The sequence below is a fragment of the Chloroflexota bacterium genome (assembly GCA_015478725.1).
In the GTDB taxonomy this organism is placed as follows: domain Bacteria; phylum Chloroflexota; class Limnocylindria; order Limnocylindrales; family CSP1-4; genus C-114.
In genome coordinates this window covers 1-16,716 of the sequence record JADMIG010000042.1, presented here as the reverse complement: position 1 = coordinate 16,716, position 16,716 = coordinate 1, and the positions used below count along the sequence as shown (strand labels likewise).

Below are 16,716 nucleotides of genomic sequence, written 5' to 3'. Positions count from 1 at the left end.
CGAGCTGGAGGCCGAGACTCCCGAATACGGACGCCCACCGATCGAGCGACGACGCCGCGCCACGACCGAGCTCGAGACCACTGATCGTCGGCTGCGAGGTGCCGGTTCGAGCTGCGAGCTCCGTCTGGCTCAGGCTCGCCGCGATCCTGGCTTCACGGAGGGCGCTGCCGAGCCGAAGTGCGAGCATCGTCGCACGACGGCGTCCGGCCACGGACTCGCGGGTCGCCCGCCGGCGGGGCTCGAAGGCGGTAGCCGTTGCGCGTGGAACCATCCACGCATCGTCGTGGGTGGTCATCATCCCCCACTCACCCACGATCACCGGTGGAGGCCAGCGCGCCATCGGCCCCACGATTACTGACGCGGTCGACTTCCGTCCTTGTGGCCCTTCGGCGGCACCACGGGGCACCCGACGGGGATTCCGCGTCCGCGAGCGAGCCATCGGTGTTGCACGAGGCTCCGCGGCTCTCGGATGAAACGAAACCGCCCCGGCTAATCGTGAGGCTGATACGAGGGCCGACGGAGCCCCTGCGCCCGCCCTCCGCCCGGCTCAGAACATATCGAGGTAGCGGCCGACCTCCCAGTCCGAGACCTGGGTGCGGTACTCGTCCCACTCGGCACGCTTGGCCGCGACGAAGTGGTTGAGGACGTGGTCGCCGAGCGCTTCGCGGATGACGGCGTCCTTCTCGAGCTCCTCGAGCGCGTCGCCGAGGGAGCCGGGAAGCTCCTTGATCCCCTTCTCGGCGATCCGCGCGGCGTCCATCTCGAAGAGCGACTCCTCGACCGGCTCGGCGAGCTCGAGCCCCCGTTCCACGCCGTCGAGTCCAGCCGCGATCATCGCGGCGAAGGCGAGGTAGGTGTTCGACGACGGATCCGGGCAGCGGACCTCGACCCGCGTCCCTTCGATGGAGCGACCGGGCGACACCATCGGCACGCGGATGAGGGCGGAGCGGTTCGTCCGGCCCCAGGTGAGGTAGGTCGGCGCCTCGTACCCGGGAACGAGCCGCTTGTACGAATTCACGGTCGGGGCGAGGACGGCGATCATGCCCCGAGCGTGGGCGAGGATCCCCGCCATGTACGATCGGGCGAGGTCTGACAGGCCGTACTTCGTGTCCGGGTCCGCGAACGCGTTGCGCGACTCGGCGATCGAGTAGAGGCTCTGGTGGGTGTGCATCCCGGAGCCGTTGATGCCGTGGATCGGCTTGGGCATGAATGTCGCGTACAGGCCGTGCTGCTGGGCGATCGCCTTGAGGGTGTACTTGAAGGTGATCGCGTTGTCGGCCGTGCGGAGGGCGTCCGAGTACTCGAAGTCGATCTCGTGCTGCCCGGCGGCGACCTCGTGGTGGGCCGCCTCCACCTTGATCCCGAACGCCTCGAGGGCGTCCACCATGTCCTGGCGGATCTCCTGGGCGAGGTCCGTCGAGAAGTCGAAGTAGCCGGCCTGGTCGTGGGGGAGGGGCTGGATCGAGCCGTCCTCACCGCGCCGGAAGAGGAAGAACTCGAGCTCGGGACCGGTGTTGACGATGTAGCCGAGCTTCCGTGCCTTCTCGACCTGGCGACGGAGGACGAACCGCGGATCGCCCGCGAACGATTCGCCCTTCGGGGTGTACACGTCGCAGATGACGCGGGCCGTGCCACGCGGGCCGGCGCCCTTCTGCCACGGGATCTCGGCGAACGTGCTCATATCCGGCATGAGGTACTGATCCGACTCCGCGATCCGGGTGAACCCCTCGATCGAGCTCCCGTCGAACCAGGTCCCGTGGCGGACGGAGCCCTCCATCTGGTGGAGCGGGATCGTCACCGCCTTGACGAGGCCGAGGATGTCCGTGAACTGGAGCTGGACGAATCGGATCCCGTTCGCCTTGGCCGCTTCGATGGCCTCGAGCCCGTCGACGCGCTGGGTATCGATCATGGAGCACTCCTCGGTCGAGACGATGGCGGCCGCCGCCGGGTGACCGCCAATTGTGCCGCGAACACAGCCCGATCCCCGGACATGGTCGCATGCTCGGAGGATACCGCGGGGTGATGGCGCCGGAAGGTAGCGAATCGGTTCTAGTCTTGTACCGATTGCACAATTCTGAGGGCCACGCCGAGCGCGAGACGGAGCTCCGGGTCGGCGAGATCCCAGCCGCCGAGCGCCTCCAGCCGACGGATGCGGTAGGCCACAGTGTTCCGATGGACGCCGAGCTCCGCCGCCACCGCGAGCAGCGATCCATGATCGAGCACGGATCGGAGGGTCGCGAGTCGCACTCGCTCCGCCGTGGGACGGCCGCTGAGCAGCGGTGCGAGGAGTGCCCGCGACAGGCGAAGTCCGTCCGGCAGGTTGTGCAGGTTGCCGATGAGCCGGTAGACCGGCGACCGATCCGCTCGAAGAACCGCCGGCGGGCCGGACAGGACCTCGCCCGCCTCGAGCGCGCCGCGGGCCGCGGCCTCCGCGGTCGCTCGATCGTCCGGGTCGATGAACGTCCGTGAGACGGCCACCGGCCGGCCGATGAAGGCGGCGATCCGGCCGGCGATGATGAGGCCGAGCGGATCGTCCTGGGGACAGCTGGCCACGAGGCGGAGGTCGATGCTCCCGACGTCGCCGCGCAGGGCGAGCCGGCGCGCCGGAGCGAGACGCTGGATCTCTCGCCGGAGGCGCTCTCGTTCGGCGGGCCCAGCGTCGTCGCCGGGCACGATCTGGCGGGCGACGAGGACGACCCAGCCCGGTCCGTCCGGCGGGAGCGTCTCGGGCCGCCGGGAATCGTCGCGGGCTCGCCGGACCGCCTCGTCCCGGGCGATCTCGAGGGCGACGAGCCCGGCGATCCGCTCGGCGACGACGCGTTCGAGCTCGCCGACCGGGCGTTCGCCGAGCAGGAGCAGCGCGCCCGACGGCCCGCTCGCGGTCGGCAGCGAGACCCGCAGGGCGACGGAGCGAGCCCGCGCCGTCCCGATCCGGGTCAGGTATCCGGCTGACGCCGCGGCCGCGGCGACGACATCCGCCGGAGCTTCCACGGCGAGTGTGTCGCCGCGCGATCCCTCCAGCGCGACGGCTCGGCCGAGGAACGCGCCGATCGCCCGCACGAGCGCGGGGAGATCGCTCTCGCCGAGGGCGAGCCGCTGCAGCTGCGCCTCGAGGAGCGATGCCTGGCGCTCGAGCTCGGCACGGCGATTGACGAGGTACCCGATGATCGCCCGCTCGAGCGACGCGACGTCCACCCCGGCGATCGCGATCGTCGGGACGTCCACCTCCGCGAGCGACCGCTCGAGGGCCTGCCCGAGGGCGTCGGCGGAACCGACGGCACCCGCCGAACCGACGGCAGCCGCCGACCCGACGCCTGCCACCTGGCCGACGGTGCCCGCCTGCCCGACGGCCCCCGCGGACCCGAGGATGCCCGCCCGATCGGAGGCCACCCCCACGTCTCCGGCGACGAGCACGACCCCCGAGACACCGCTGCGCGCGAGCCCCTCAGCGAGCGCTGCCACCTCCGTCGCCCCGGCGGCGACGATCGCGAGCGCGGACAGCGGGACGAGCGCGAGATCGCCGGCGTCCAGCGCGTCGAACGCGGGCACTCGCGCCTTGAGGACCCGGACCCAGCCGATCGCCCGCTCACCGTCGAGCGATCCGAGCCGTGCGACCGCCGACGGGAAGAGGTCCCGATGGAGCTCGCCGAGGGTGGCCACCCTCGTCAGGCGGACCGGACGCGGACGAGATCGTCGAGCAGCCGGCCGAACTCCCGCTCGAAATCGACATACCGATCCGATCGGCCGACGATCTGGAGATCGCCGTCCGGGGCGATCCGCGTCCAGACCCGGCGACGCGGCAGGTAGAACGTGATGAGCAGCCCGAGGATGAGGAGGATGAAGGCGAACCAGACGATGGGCGCGCCGGGGTCCTTCTTGGCGATGATGACCGTCGCCCCCTCGATCCGCTTGAGCGTGGCCGTGATCCCGGCGTCCGGCGACGTCGCCGTATCGCCGATCGCGAGGGCCATCGGGAACAGGTCGTTCGTTGTCACCGTCCCGTCCGCCGCGGTGCCGGTCGCCCGATACGGGAGGACGAGGAGTGCCGCGATGCCGCCCGAGCCGGTCCGGAGGAGGAGCCGGATCCCCAGGTCGCGACCCGGCACGCCCATCGTCGCGTACGGCGATCCGCCGAGGGTCTGGGTGAGCGAGATGGGACCGTCCCAGAGGAGCGAGCCGTCGCTGCCGTGGATCGTGAGGACGGGGGCCGGCACGTACCCGTTCTCGTGGAACGTGAAGCCCGCGACGGTGAGCGGATCGTTGACCCGGACGACCTTGCGGGCGAGGAGCTGGCCGTCGCGGAAGACGGCGAGATCGGACGTGAAGTCCCTCGCCTGGCCGGTCTCGAGGCCGGGCGCGGCGAACCCGTAGTTCTTGAGCACGAGCAGGTCGGGCGTTCCGATCGGCTGGACGGTGACGGAATCCCCGCCGGCGAGGACGAGGCCCTCCTCGACGCCGAAACGGCTCGTCACGGCCGCCGCGACGAGGAAGAGGATGAGGCCCATGTGCGTGAAGAGCGTGGCGAGCTTCGTGTACTGGTGGCGATCGCCGTAGAGGTAGCGGACGCCGTCGGCCGCGGTCGCCGCCCGGACACGGAAGTGGTGTCGGCGAAGGACGGACTCCACGGCGGTCGGCGTGACGGCGGTCATCCGGGCGCGATCCGGGAGGAATGGATCGAAGAAGCCGTCCGGCTGGATGACCCGGACATCCACGGACTGGCGCCACAGCCGCGGCATCCGGTTCATGGTGCAGATGACGATCGAGACGAGCAGGAGGGCGAGGGCCCCGCTGAACCAGGCCGAGTTGAAGACCTGGAACACCTGGGCACGCTCGAGGATGCCGACGCCCGCGGGGCTGAAGATCGGGTCATAGCGAGCGTGGAGCTTCGCCATCTCGGTGATGTAGTCCGTGCTTCCCGGTCCGGCCTGGAGGGCGAACCCGGGGAGCTGGCGGATGACGAAGCCGACCACCGCCATGAGGACGAGGACGATGATCTGGAGGACGGCGAAGTCGACGGACGTGAACAGCCGCCACAGCGTCCGTCCGAAGCGGGCCGGAGCGTTGAGGCCCGCCGGGCCGGCCGACCTGACGAGATCGACCGCGGTCGTCGCGATGGGGATCTCCCGGGCTAGGGTCGGAGTGCCGCGACCGGCCCGACGGCCGGGTCGCCGGTCCCCGCCGGTCCCTCGCCAGCGACGAAGCCGGCGGTCCGGGCCGCGGCTGCCGCAGCCTCGAGCGCGACCGCGAAATCGTCACACAGGTCCGGGACGTCCTCCAGCCCCACGGAACAGCGAAGCAGGCCGGGCGCGATGCCCGTCTCGGCGAGCTCGACGTCCGAGAGCTGACGGTGGGTCGTGGAGGGTGGGTGGGCCACGATCGTGTGGACGCTCCCGAGCGACGCGGTCCGCTCCGGGATGGTCAGCGCGTCGATGAACGCCCGGCCGGCCACCCGACCGCCGGCGAGCTCGAAGGCGAGCATCCCGCCGGCGGCGCTGAGCTGGCGCCGGCAGACGTCCGCCTGGGGATGACTCGCCAGGGAGGGGTGATACACGCGTTCGACTCCCGGGCGCCCCTCGAGCCAGGCCGCGAGGGTCGTGGCCGAGGCGGTGTGGCGATCCATGCGGACCGCCAGTGTCGCAAGCCCGCGGAGGATGAGGAAGGCCGCGAACGGGGCGAGGGTCGCCCCGGTATCCACCTGCAGCGCGCGGACCTGCCGGATTCGGGCCCGGTCGCCGACGACGACACCCCCGAGCACATCCGAGTGGCCGCTCATGAACTTCGTGGCCGACTCGGCGACGAGGTCTGCGCCGAGGGCGAGCGGCCGGCAGAGGTACGCGGAGGCGAACGTGTTGTCGACGACGAGCGCGGCGCCGTGGCGATGGGCGAGACGGGCGAGCGCCTCGATGTCCGTGACGACGATCGTCGGGTTGGCGATCGTCTCCACGTAGAGGATGCGTGTCGGCGCCGCCCGCAGCGTCGTCTCGACCGCCGCGAGGTCCGTCGCGTCGACGAAGTCGATCGTCACCCCGAATCGCCCGACGACGTTCTGCAGCAACGAGCGGGTGGAGCCATAGACCGCCCGGGTGCAGACGATCCGGTCGCCGGCCGAGACGAGCGAGACGATCGCAGCGTGGATGGCAGCCATCCCGCTCGCGAAGACCTCCGCGTCCTCGGCCTGGTGGATCTCCGCGATCGCCGCCTCGAGGGCAGCGTCCGTGGGGTTCGCGATCCGGGCGTACGCATAACCCGGCCGGCGGCCGGAGGCGACCTCGCCGAGCTCGTCCGCGTCCGCGGCGCTGAACGTGGCGGACTGGTAGATCGGGACGGAGTTGGGCTGCTGCTCGACGTGGGGGGCGCGGGTCGCCGCGCGGATCGCGCGGGTGGAGAAGCCGTGCATCCGTGGATGCTACATCGGGTCGCCGATCGTCCCGCCGACCGGCTCGGCCATGACTCCGACGCCGGTGGCCGCGGTCACCCGATCCGACCCGAGCACCCGGTTCCTGCCCTGGCGTTTCGAGCGGTACATCGCCTGATCGGCCGCGATCATCAACTCATCCACGGTCCGGCCGTCGTCCGGAAAGAGGACGACCCCGATGGAGAGCGACGTCCGTATCTCCAGCCCGGGTCCGGCGACCGAGCGCGCCGCGACGTTCCGTCGGATCTTCTCGGCGACGATGAAGGCCCCGGTGGGATCCGTCTCCGGCAGCACCGCGACGAACTCGTCGCCGCCGTAGCGAGCGGCCGTGTCGATCCGCCGCACGTTCGCCCGGATCGTCTCGCCGACGACACGGAGGGCGCGATCGCCGTGGAAGTGCCCGTACCGGTCGTTCGTCGCCTTGAGTCCGTCGAGGTCCATCATGAGGAGGCAAAACCCCCGGTCGGAGCGGGCGCTCCGCTGGATCTCACGGTCGAGGGCTGCGAAGAAGAACGTCCGGTTGTACAGGCCGGTGAGCGAGTCGATCGCGGACAGGCGGATGGCCGCCTCGCGCGATCGTCGCTGTTCGCGGGCGATGACGACGGCGACGTAGGCAAGGAGGATGATCGCGGCGCAGTCGACGCCGACCGTCGCGATGGCGGCCTGCGAGAGGGGATCGCCCGCGGGGCGGATCCCGACTGCGGCGAGGAAGCCGATCATCGCCGCGGCCGCGAGGGCGACCGTGGATCGTGCCTCGATGACGAGGGCGGCGCCGACGACGATGAGCGGGAAGGCAAAGAAGAAGGGGCTCGTCTCTCGTCCGGTGAGAGACACGAGGAGGGTCACGAGGGTGATCGCGACGGACCCCTCGGTGACGAAGCGAGCCGGGCCGAGGATTCGGGCCGGCATGATGTCGTGGATCGCGACGACGAACACGCCCGCGATCGCGAGGAGGACGAGGACAGCCGGCTCGGTATCCGGCCACAGGCCCGTCACGGCGACGATGACCGACGTCGAAAGGATGAACAGGAAGCTGACGATCCGCACGACCCGGTCGTAGGTCGCGGTCGGGACGCCGTCGACGGCGCCATCCGTGGTGGACGCGATGCCGCCGTCCGGGAGGATGGCCGCGACGCGCTCGACCGGTTCGATCGGGTCGCGTTCGGCCTCGGGCCCGACGAACGGCAACGGCCGTCCCCGGACGTTGGGAGCGACGACGACGACCATGAGGCCGAGGTTGGCGACCACGGCGACGACGAGCAGCGCGAGGAGCGGTCCGACGAGCACGTTCGGTCCTTGAGGGCGCATCCTGCCGGAGAGATCCGGGCTGGGGCCCGAGCATCCAATAGTACGGTGCGGCAGTAGCCGGAGTCACGCCTTGCCGGCGCGCATCGTCACCGGTGTTCGCTCAGGAGGGCCGGTGTTCGCTCAGGAAGGCCGCAGCGCGGCGTCAGCGGGTCCCCCACTGATAGGTCTGCTTCACCATCCGGAGGTAGACGAAGGTTTCCGTGTCGCGGACGCCGTCGACCCGACGGAGGCGCTCTGTGAGGAAAGTGAGGAGGGCGTTGTTGTCCTCGCACACGGTCTCGATGAGGAGGTCGTACGAGCCTGCGGTGATGACGACATAGTCGACCTCCGGGAAGGCGGCCACCGCCTCGGCGACCTCGATGAGCTTGTCCCGCTCGCAGCGGATCCCGATCATCGCCTGCTGGTGGAAGCCGAGCTTGAGCGGATCGGTGACGCCGACGATCTGGAGGATGCCGCGTTCGACGAGCCGGTTCGTCCGGGCCCGGACGGCCGCTTCGCTCACGCCGAGCTCGGCGGCGATCTGGGTGAACGGCCGGCGCCCGTCCTGCTGGAGGTGCTCGATGATCCGCTTGTCGAGCTCGGAGATCTCGTCACCCGAGCGCTGGGCAGGGGCGCGGCTCCGTGCGTGGGCCATCCGTGTGTCCCCCTCGAGGTGACTGGTCATCGGAGGCTAGCAGACCGGCGCGGTGGTGGGCAATGGTCGACCCACCGGGCGCATCGCCAGCGTGCGCGGGACACGCCCGGTCAGGCCTCGCGATCGAGCTGCGCGAGGACGGCCCCGAGGGCCTCGATCGATGCGGTCGTGATGGGGTCCACGACGAGCTGGACGTGCGAGATGCCCTCGCGAGCGTACGCCCGAAGTGTCTCGGCGATGACGTCCGGACCACCCTCGAGGGGTGGCGCGACCGGTTCCGTGTCGCCCTGGTCCCGTCCGGATCCGCCGGGCAGCCTGACGAGAACGGCGACCGTCCGCTCCACCGCGGCGGGTTCGCGACCGGCGGACCGGCACGCGGCATCCACCTGGTCGCGGAGCGCCGGGACACCTTCCGGGCGATTCCCGGTGTCGGCGTACCAGACGTTCCAGCTGTCCACGTGGGGGATCGTGATCTCGAGCATCCGCGCGCCCCTGGAGCCCACCATGAGCGGCGGGCCCCCGGTCCGGGACGGACGGGGGAGGAGTTCGCAATCGCGAGCCGTGTAGAACTCGCCGGCGAAATCCACCCGTCCGTCGCGGAGCAGTGTCCGGACGATCGTGAACGCCTCGGCAAAGCGGGAGATGCGGCGATCGAACGGGAAGCCGAAGGCTCGATACTCGGTCTCGTTCCAGCCGGCGCCGAGGCCGAGGATCAGCCGTCCGCCGCTGATCTCGTCAACCGTGGAGGCCATCTTCGCGAGCATCGCCGGGTTGTGGAAGCTCGTGCACGCGACGAGGGGGCCGAGGGCGATCCGGCTCGTCGCCTCGGCGAGTCCCGCGAGCATCGTCCAGGCCTCCCACGGGCCGCGCGCGCCGAGTGCCTCGCTCCGGTAGAGGAGGTGGTCGCCCATCCAGATCGAGTCGAAGCCGACGTCCTCGGCGAGGCGGGCCATCGCCCGGTACTCCGCCCAGCGGACCTCCCGCTCGACCTCCGGGAGCTGGATGCCGACCTTCAGCGGGCGTCGCGAGACGGCAGCGGTCACGGGTCGAGGATAAACGGTCCGGCGGAGCGTCGCACCGCGCGGCGCGTCAGCCGCCGATGACGAACCGGAGTGAGCGGGAGGTGCCATCGGCGAGGGTGACGACGAACGCGTACTGACCGGGCACCCAGGAGTGGGCGAGCCAGCCCGCGACCGTCGATGGGGGATCGCCCGGCGCCAGGAAGAACGTCCCGGAGCGCCGTTGCCACCGGAAAGTGGCCGTGTGGCCGCCGCCCCCGACCCTCGACGGGGCGAGGCGGACGAGGAGCGGCAGCGGCTCGCGGAGGGGGATGGGACCGCCGTCCACGATGGAAGCTGCCGGAACCTGCGTCCTGGCAGGCCAGAGCCAGCGAAGGCTCACTCCCCGGGGCGCGATGTCCGACGGCCAGGTGACCGCGACGGCGATCGTCGTCGAGCCTGGATGATCGAGCGTCGGGCCGGCCGAACCGCGACGGAGGATCGCCGTCGTCACGGGTTGACCCACCGATCGCGGCGCGATGGCCTCCCAGTCGACGACCGGCGTCACGGTGGATATGCCGCCCCAGACCGCGCTCTCGATCGCCAGCGTCGGCGTGTAGGCCACCGCGACACCCCATGCAGCGTGCGGATCCGACGGGCTCATCGCGCGCAGGTCCAGTCCGTCGAGCGGTGGGATCGGCCCGGCGGGCTGCAGGGCGATCACGACCCGCGGTCCGGGACCGGCCGACGTCACCGGCACAGAGGATGCCGGGGGCGGCACCTGGACCGCGGCTGCGACCCTTGCCTGGGGCAGGACGCCCGGCGGGGCCGCGGATCCCGTCCACGGCTTCCAGATCGCGGTGGCGACGAGTGCGGCGAGGGTGACCGCCACGACGAGGCCGGGCTCGACCCGCCGGTGTGGCCGGATGGGGACGACGGGTGGGAACGGTGCGGGGTTCGGCATCGACGGGCTCGGTTCGGGTGCGTTGCCGAACCGTGCGCCGTTCCGCGATGGGCGTCAACCGCGCCGCAGAACCACCGATGGAGCCGGTACTCGCCGCTCGCGCTGCTTGGAGAGGCGGCTCTCCCGCCCGGCGCCCCGATCGTCTTCGACACGTCGGTCCTCCTCGCCTATCTGAACGGGAACGACGTCGCCGGCCCGGCTGCGACGGTCCTCCTCGACGACTTCTTCCGGAGCGGACGGAACATGGCCACGATCAGCGTGGTGACGGTGACCGAGACGCTCACCCGCCCCTTCGTCGCCATCGCGGGCGTCCTGGGGATCCCGATCGTGGTCACCAACGACGCGAAGTGGCAGGGCGCGATCGCCACGGCCGCGCTGTCGCTCGGCCTGTGCCACCTGGACGCGCACCTCCCGCTCTGAGTGGTCGGGCGGTGCCTCGTCTCGAAACAGGATTAGATGGTGGTCGGGGCGGCGGGATTCGAACCCACGATCTCGTGCTCCCAAAGCACGCGCGTTGCCAGGCTACGCTACGCCCCGGTCGGTTGGGTCCCCGTCACGATACTCGACATCCCACGGATCGTGACCCGAAGGGGTGAGCCAGGGCAGCCGATATGGTGACCCGCGGGCGAAGCCGACCTTGCCGAGGAGAGGGTCGCGGATCATGTCGACTCGGGCCCGTCCAGCGGACGATAGACCGGCCGCAGGTCGCTGGCTGACAGCGACGGCGCCCGTGGAGGAGAGGATGGCTGAGTCCAGCGGTCCGTCTCACTCGATGGCTTCGTCGAGACGCCGAGTCGGTCACTCGACTGGGTGCGGGTCGACGAGGAGCTGCACTCATTCTTCGAAGAGGTCGCCTTCGGGACGGCCCGGCAGATTTCGCTGCGGGGGCTTGACCTTCGAGCGACTTGAAGGTCTACGCTTTCGCCCATGGAGCTGACACTCCGCCTGCGGCCCTTTGTCGAGATCGCGGTCCGGGTGGCTGACCCCTCGCCGCGCTCCATCGTCGCCGGTTGAGAGCGCACGTCGCCGAGTTCATCGGTACCTTCGCCCTCGTCTTCGCCGGCTGCGGCGCGATCGCCGTCGGCAAGCTTTCCGACACGGGCGTCGCGCTCGCCTTTGGGCTGGCGATCGCGGTGATGGTCTACGCGCTCGGGCATGTCTCCGGTGCCCACTTCAACCCAGCCGTGTCGATCGGTTTCGCGGTCGGCCGGCGCTTCCCGTGGCGGCGCGTCGCCTCGTACGCCGTCGCCCAGATCGCGGGCGCGGCCAGCGCCGCTGCCGTGCTCCGGCTCACCCTCGGCCCGGCGGCGGCCCTCGGCGTCACCGCGCCTGCCGGTTCGGACCTTCAGGCGCTCGTCTGGGAGGCGGTCCTCACGTTCTTCCTCATGCTCGTGATCACAGCCGTCGCGACCGACACGCGCGCCGTCGGGGAGGCCGCAGCCCTCGCGATCGGCGGCGCGGTCGCGCTCGGCGCGCTCGTCGGTGGACCTGTGAGCGGCGCGTCGATGAACCCGGCCCGATCGCTCGGTCCTGCGCTCGTCGGCGGCGATCTCGCGGGCGTCTGGATCTATCTCCTCGGACCAATCGCCGGTGCGGCCGCCGCATCCATGGTCTATGGCTACCTGCGTTCCGATGGCGCCGGGTCCGACCAGGTGAGGGCGCGGCCGCTCTGAGCGGTCACGACATCCAGCTTCAGCACCGGACGCGGTGGTCGCCGGCAACCGCCAGGAGGCGATCAGCCGCCGTTGGAACCGGTCCCGTCACCCCCGTCTGTGGCGTTCGGTCCGTCGCTCGCGTTCGGTCCGTCCGTGGCAGTGGGTCCGTCGCTCGCGTTCGGTCCGTCGCTCGCCTCTGGTCCGTCCGTCGCATCCTGAGCGGCGTCCTGGGACGTCGGTCCGACCGGGGACGCGGACGGAGAGGAGGACGCGGTCGAGTCTGTCGGCGTGGTCCCCGGCGTATTGGACACCGCGAAGGCTGCACCCACGACGAGAATCAGAGTCGCGCCGGCGACGGCAAGGCTTCGAGTGAACCGATGGAGGTAGTTCATTTTCGTGATCCCTTCTGCCCCGTGGGGCTGCCTGTCGGGTGATCCCCGCGTCAGTGGATGAGCCGGATGACCTTGGGGGTGCTCTGACCGGCGTTCGCGTTGTTGATCGTGTAGTCGATCTTCGCGCCCGTCGCCACGATCGAGCCTGAGATGAAGTGGATCCAGAGGCCGCTCGTCCCGTTGCCGCCGGTGACCCTGTCGAGGAAGACGAGGGCGAAGCCCGACGGGATGACGGTCGAGTTGCCGATGTCGCCGTTGATCACGAGGAGGGTCACCACGCGCCGGCTGTCGGGTGCGTGGTTGCTCCACGTCTCGGTCGGGGCGCTGTCGATCCGATCCTGGAGGGCCCGCAGGACATCGTGGTCGAAGCCGTTGATGCTGCCGGCGGTGCATGGCACCGGCGTCGGGGGCACCGGCGTCGGGGGAACGCAGCCTTTGCCAGCCACGATCGGGATGGTGAGACCGTTGGCGAACGAGTCGGCCAGCGTCTGGCCATATTTGGTCGGGTCGATGTTGCCGAAGTTCACCGGACCAGGCCCGCCGCCGCCGGCAGGACTGAGCACGGCCGGATGCTCCCTGCCGTCATTCACATTCGCCGGCACGGAGTCGAGGTTGAGGACGACCGGCAGGGCGCCGGTGAGCGCGTTGACGAAGCCGTAGCTGGTGATCGCGTCCGCCGCGGCACCGATCGAGGTGATTCCGAGCACGCCAGCGAAATACGTGTCGTACGGCTGGCCGACGGCGACGGACACACCCATCGTCCGGGCGCTATCGCAGACGGGCGTCGGGTTCCCGTAGACATCGACGAGACCGACGGTGACCGAGCTGGCCTTCACGACTCCGTTGGCGAGGGCCGCGTCGACCGCCGCACTGCGAGCCGCCGATTCCCAGGCGCAGACGTTGCTGTAGTGGGCGGCGAGGACCGCGGTCCCATCGTGCGATCCGGCATCGGCGGCGTTCTGCATCTGGCGTCGATGGACATAGGCGAAGCCGCCGTCGATCACGAGGCCGATGAACCCGATCAGGACGACGAGGGCGATGGTGAGCAGCACCAGCACCTGGCCGCGATCGCGCCTGGCGCGTCGACGGGTAGCCGTCGTCGTGATGCTCATGGCCGGCCTCATTCGATCGTCATCCGGGTGTGGCCACTGAGCGTCAGGCTCGTCCCGACGACGTTGCTGATGAGCGGTGTCAGCGGCGTGAAGTCGTAGGTGATCTTCACGTCGATCCGGCCACCCGAGACGGCGCAGCTCACGTAGGCCGGAGACAGCGAGACCGGCGATGTCGCGGTGGAGGTCACGCCGCCCGGCGTCGTGCACGTGACCGTCGCGTTCACCGCGCTCACGGTAGCGGCTGGCTCCGTGCTCGCGCGGTAGACGATGTTGTCCGGATTGGCGCGGTCGGCCGCGGTGACCCAGGTCGGATGGACGATCCCGAACCGAGCGCCTTCCCGAGCCCCGTTCTGGAGCGCGGTCTGGATGTAGAGGGCCCGCCCGAAGTCGATGATGATGACCATCATGAAGAACAGCAGCGGAACGACGAGGGCGAATTCGACGAGCGCCTGCCCCGAGCGACCCACTCGACGGCGTGGCGAGATGCGCGGCGTGCTCCTCATTGCGCCCGTTGAAACGCAGTCGAGCGTCATCCGTTACGGCGGTCCGACGGGATGCCGCTCCCGTTTTCTTGCCCGGGCGTCGGATCGGAATGCGATCGCGTAACAGGCGGCGGCCGGACTCGTTCCCATGAGCGATGGACACGGAACTCTCGAGCCCGTCGCGATGGCACATCTGGGCGGTGCCAATGGGTGCGGAACCGGCCGGAGGGACGCGCGACCCCTCCGGGCGCGGGGGCTCTGACGAAGCGAGCGATCCCGTCGTCTTCAGGCGACGGCTCCAGTCGAGCGTTGACCGATCCTTCTCGCCACCGCCCGACCTCGTCGCCCGGACACGGGAGCGTCTCTTTCCGGCCTTCCGCGCCGCGGTTGTCGGCTCGGTGGAGCGGCGACGCGGCCCGGATCGGCGAACGGGCCCGGATCGGCGAACGGGCCCGGATCGGCGAAGGAGCACCGTGGACGAGGGCGCGACCCACCAGGGGCGTGCCGACCGGCGAGTCGGCGTGCCTGACCGGCGCCTCGGCGCAGCGGACCGGCCGCGCGTGAGGCGCGAGCGACGACACGGCGAACGGCGCGCTGGGGCCTGGCCATCACGATCCGACCGGACCGCGAGCGATCGCCATGGATGAACGCCGAGGACCTACGGGCAATGGCGCCGTCAGGCCGGGGATGATCCGGGTCGCCGCTGGGGCGTGCGGCGCAGCGCGTTCCGACGGAGGCTTCCGCGGCCGGTCCAGATCGTCTTCCATCGGGATCTCACCGGGCAACTCTTCACTCGCTGAGGGAGCTCGAGGATGACGATCGATCGATTCTTCCGACGGGCCCTGGGGGCATACCCGAGCGGCGTCTCTGGAACGGTCGACGCCGTGGGCGAGGCCGGGACGGCGCCGGAGTTCGACGACGTAGCCACGAGGCTCCACATCGAACTTCGCCTCGCTCTGTTCCGTCTCGAGGGCGCGGACCCGGACGAACCTGAGTGGGGCGCTGCCACGGCTGAGATCGCCTCGTTGCGGGCCGCCCTCTCGTCGCTGGCGGGTACGACACCGGGCGCGGCGAGCTCGACGCGTTGAACGACCTTGCACCGGTGACCGGAGTCACCACCGCAAGGTTCGCTGCAAGGTTCGCTGCAAGGTTGGCTGGATAGCGTCGTCCCCCAGCATCGCTCGAGATCCGGCGATGGAGACGCGAGGACCCCGTGATCACTGCGTCGGCCGGGCCGCAGGCCAGGGTCCGTAACGGCGGGCGCCGCGACTCGTTCCCATGAATGATGAACGAGTCGATGAACTCATCACCCTCGCTCGGGCGGGCGACGCTGACGCATTCGGTGCGCTGTACGAGCACTACGCCGTGCGGGTCTATCGATTCCTGCTCGCCCATGTCGCGGAGCCGGCCGACGCGGAAGATCTGCTCCATCGGGTGTTCGTCAAGGTGATCGAGGCATTGCCCCGCTACGAGAGCCGCGGTCTTCCGTTCGGGGCCTGGCTGTTCCGGATCGCCCGGAACGCGCTCATCGACTTCGGCCGTCGGGATCGCCCTTCCGCGCCGATCGAGGCGCTGAGCCTCCGGCCGGACGAGGCCCAGGACCCGACCGCGTTCATCGAGTCGGCCGAGGAGCGGGCGGCGCTCCTCGCCGCGCTCGACGGATTGACCGGCGAGCAGCGCGACGTCCTCCTCTATCGGTTCTTCGCCGGGCTCTCGCCGGCCGAGATCGGCGCACTCATGGGGAAGCGCGAAGGCAGCGTCCGCGCCCTCCAGTTCCGCGCCCTCAGCCGCCTCCGAGACAGCGAGGGCGTGCGAGCCCTCCGCGCCGATCGGCTCGTCGAGGGATCGGCATGATGCGGTTCTCCTTCGGGCGGACAACCGATCCGGACACTGCGCCCACCCCGATCGAGCTGCGCTTCGAGCGCGACGTCGAGCGATCATTCTCGCCCCCGCCGGAGGTCGTCGCGCGCACCCGGGAGAGCCTGGTCTCGGAGTTTCGGGCGGCGACACTTCAGCCTCGACCCGTCGCCGCGTGGCGATCCAGGGCGCCGGCGAGGCGTTTCACGGCGAGCCTCCTCGCCGTTGGACTCCTCGCCGGAAGTGTGGGTCTGGTCTCGGCACAGAGTGGCCCCGGCCAGCCGTTCTACGGTCTTCGGCTGGCGATCGAGACCGTGTCGCTCCCGCCGCGCGGAACCCAGGCGCGGATCGACGCCGAGGCCGCTCGCCTGACAGCGCGCTTCACCGAGGCCGAGTCTGCGGCGTGGGCCGGTGATCCAGGCGGCCTCGTGGCCGCGCTGGATGCCTACACCGCGGGACTCCGCGACCTGAGATCCGAGATCGGCTCCGTTTCCGGCGCCGATCCTCAGCTGGGAGCCGCGCTCACGGGGCAGACCGCCTGGCTGCTCACCCTCGCCGAGGATCCCACCGATGGCGTGGGGGTCGCGGCGCGCGCGGCCCTCGAGGAGAACACCGTTGTTCGCGGCGCGGTCGGCCCGAACCCGGGCGCCAGCCAGCCCGACGTCGGCGGCACGAACGCGTCGGGTCAGAACGGCGGCTCCGCCACGAGCTTCGCGCCCCCGACCCCGACCCCGCCTGGCCAGAATGGTGGCTCCACCTCGAGCCCGACCCCGGCGGGCCAGAACGGCGGCTCCACCTCGACCTCGGCGCCCGCGACCTCGGCTCCGACGCCCGCTCCAGCCGACCAGAACGGCGGCTCCACCTCGACCTCGGCGCCCGCGACCTCGGCTCCGACGCCC

General features: G+C 70.7%; 16 protein-coding genes and 1 tRNA gene. 5 read left to right on the top strand and 12 right to left on the bottom strand.

Annotation, left to right across the window (positions count from 1 at the left end):
- From IVW53_14585 to IVW53_14545, 9 genes are all read right to left on the bottom strand, one after another.
- Positions 1-187 (bottom strand): helix-turn-helix transcriptional regulator (locus tag IVW53_14585; protein MBF6606792.1); only part of this gene is annotated, 187 nt, incomplete at its 3' end.
- 360 nt (positions 188-547) lie between these two features.
- A complete protein-coding gene (gene glnA, locus IVW53_14580) occupies positions 548-1,909 on the bottom strand; it encodes a type I glutamate--ammonia ligase (protein MBF6606791.1) in 1,362 nt (453 codons plus the stop codon).
- A gap of 140 nt (positions 1,910-2,049) precedes the next feature.
- Positions 2,050-3,660, bottom strand: coding sequence for a helix-turn-helix domain-containing protein (locus IVW53_14575; protein MBF6606790.1), 1,611 nt, complete (start codon positions 3,658-3,660; stop codon positions 2,050-2,052).
- A gap of 5 nt (positions 3,661-3,665) precedes the next feature.
- Positions 3,666-4,976 carry a cytochrome c biogenesis protein ResB gene (locus IVW53_14570; GenBank protein MBF6606789.1) on the bottom strand — a complete coding sequence of 437 codons (1,311 nt, stop codon included), beginning with the start codon at positions 4,974-4,976 and terminating at the stop codon, positions 3,666-3,668.
- Between the two features lie 152 nt (positions 4,977-5,128).
- Positions 5,129-6,397 carry a PLP-dependent transferase gene (locus tag IVW53_14565; GenBank protein ID MBF6606788.1) on the bottom strand — a complete coding sequence of 423 codons (1,269 nt, stop codon included), beginning with the start codon at positions 6,395-6,397 and terminating at the stop codon, positions 5,129-5,131.
- A 9-nt stretch (positions 6,398-6,406) separates the two neighbouring features.
- On the bottom strand, positions 6,407-7,723 hold the full coding sequence (locus tag IVW53_14560; protein ID MBF6606787.1) for a GGDEF domain-containing protein: 1,317 nt from the start codon (positions 7,721-7,723) through the stop codon (positions 6,407-6,409).
- A gap of 142 nt (positions 7,724-7,865) precedes the next feature.
- Positions 7,866-8,357, bottom strand: a complete 492-nt coding sequence (locus IVW53_14555; protein ID MBF6606786.1) for an Lrp/AsnC family transcriptional regulator — start codon at positions 8,355-8,357, stop codon at positions 7,866-7,868.
- A gap of 110 nt (positions 8,358-8,467) precedes the next feature.
- Positions 8,468-9,400 (bottom strand): LLM class flavin-dependent oxidoreductase, encoded by a 933-nt coding sequence (locus IVW53_14550; protein ID MBF6606785.1) that lies wholly within the window; start codon positions 9,398-9,400, stop codon positions 8,468-8,470.
- Positions 9,401-9,446: 46 nt separating this feature from the next.
- Positions 9,447-10,319, bottom strand: a complete 873-nt coding sequence (locus tag IVW53_14545; GenBank protein ID MBF6606784.1) for a hypothetical protein — start codon at positions 10,317-10,319, stop codon at positions 9,447-9,449.
- A gap of 243 nt (positions 10,320-10,562) precedes the next feature.
- Here IVW53_14545 and IVW53_14540 point away from each other — a divergent pair, with 243 nt between their 5' ends.
- Positions 10,563-10,739 (top strand): hypothetical protein, encoded by a 177-nt coding sequence (locus IVW53_14540; protein ID MBF6606783.1) that lies wholly within the window; start codon positions 10,563-10,565, stop codon positions 10,737-10,739.
- A 40-nt stretch (positions 10,740-10,779) separates the two neighbouring features.
- Here the strand turns inward: IVW53_14540 and IVW53_14535 are convergent.
- Positions 10,780-10,856 (bottom strand) — tRNA-Pro (locus IVW53_14535).
- Between the two features lie 473 nt (positions 10,857-11,329).
- On the opposite strand from IVW53_14535, the gene IVW53_14530 reads away from it, so the two are divergent.
- Positions 11,330-11,992 carry an MIP family channel protein gene (locus IVW53_14530; GenBank protein ID MBF6606782.1) on the top strand — a complete coding sequence of 221 codons (663 nt, stop codon included), beginning with the start codon at positions 11,330-11,332 and terminating at the stop codon, positions 11,990-11,992.
- Between the two features lie 424 nt (positions 11,993-12,416).
- Here the strand turns inward: IVW53_14530 and IVW53_14525 are convergent, their stop codons facing one another.
- Together IVW53_14525 and IVW53_14520 are read right to left on the bottom strand one after the other, a co-directional pair.
- Positions 12,417-13,478 carry a Tad domain-containing protein gene (locus IVW53_14525; protein ID MBF6606781.1) on the bottom strand — a complete coding sequence of 354 codons (1,062 nt, stop codon included), beginning with the start codon at positions 13,476-13,478 and terminating at the stop codon, positions 12,417-12,419.
- Positions 13,479-13,486: 8 nt separating this feature from the next.
- Positions 13,487-13,981 carry a pilus assembly protein gene (locus tag IVW53_14520; GenBank protein ID MBF6606780.1) on the bottom strand — a complete coding sequence of 165 codons (495 nt, stop codon included), beginning with the start codon at positions 13,979-13,981 and terminating at the stop codon, positions 13,487-13,489.
- A 791-nt stretch (positions 13,982-14,772) separates the two neighbouring features.
- Between IVW53_14520 and IVW53_14515 the strand changes: the two genes are divergently transcribed.
- From IVW53_14515 to IVW53_14505, 3 genes are all read left to right on the top strand, one after another.
- Complete coding sequence (locus IVW53_14515; GenBank protein MBF6606779.1) at positions 14,773-15,048, top strand: hypothetical protein; 276 nt, start codon at positions 14,773-14,775, stop codon at positions 15,046-15,048.
- A gap of 190 nt (positions 15,049-15,238) precedes the next feature.
- Positions 15,239-15,814, top strand: a complete 576-nt coding sequence (locus IVW53_14510) for a sigma-70 family RNA polymerase sigma factor (protein MBF6606778.1) — start codon at positions 15,239-15,241, stop codon at positions 15,812-15,814.
- On the top strand, positions 15,814-16,716 hold a 903-nt coding region (locus IVW53_14505), incomplete at its 3' end, for a hypothetical protein (GenBank protein ID MBF6606777.1). The genes IVW53_14510 and IVW53_14505, both read left to right, overlap by 1 nt.

Bases quoted from the DNA above. Each gene is read 5' to 3' on its own strand.
- IVW53_14565 (MBF6606788.1), bottom strand. From the start codon at position 6,397: ATGCACGGCTTCTCCACCCGCGCGATCCGCGCGGCGACCCGCGCCCCC.
- IVW53_14540 (MBF6606783.1), top strand. From the start codon at position 10,563: ATGGCCACGATCAGCGTGGTGACGGTGACCGAGACGCTCACCCGCCCC.
- glnA (MBF6606791.1), bottom strand. From the start codon at position 1,909: ATGATCGATACCCAGCGCGTCGACGGGCTCGAGGCCATCGAAGCGGCC.
- IVW53_14560 (MBF6606787.1), bottom strand. From the start codon at position 7,723: ATGCGCCCTCAAGGACCGAACGTGCTCGTCGGACCGCTCCTCGCGCTG.
- IVW53_14510 (MBF6606778.1), top strand. From the start codon at position 15,239: ATGAATGATGAACGAGTCGATGAACTCATCACCCTCGCTCGGGCGGGC.
- IVW53_14525 (MBF6606781.1), bottom strand. From the start codon at position 13,478: ATGAGCATCACGACGACGGCTACCCGTCGACGCGCCAGGCGCGATCGC.
- IVW53_14545 (MBF6606784.1), bottom strand. From the start codon at position 10,319: ATGCCGAACCCCGCACCGTTCCCACCCGTCGTCCCCATCCGGCCACAC.
- IVW53_14520 (MBF6606780.1), bottom strand. From the start codon at position 13,981: ATGAGGAGCACGCCGCGCATCTCGCCACGCCGTCGAGTGGGTCGCTCG.
- IVW53_14570 (MBF6606789.1), bottom strand. From the start codon at position 4,976: ATGGCGGTGGTCGGCTTCGTCATCCGCCAGCTCCCCGGGTTCGCCCTC.
- IVW53_14555 (MBF6606786.1), bottom strand. From the start codon at position 8,357: ATGGCCCACGCACGGAGCCGCGCCCCTGCCCAGCGCTCGGGTGACGAG.
- IVW53_14515 (MBF6606779.1), top strand. From the start codon at position 14,773: ATGACGATCGATCGATTCTTCCGACGGGCCCTGGGGGCATACCCGAGC.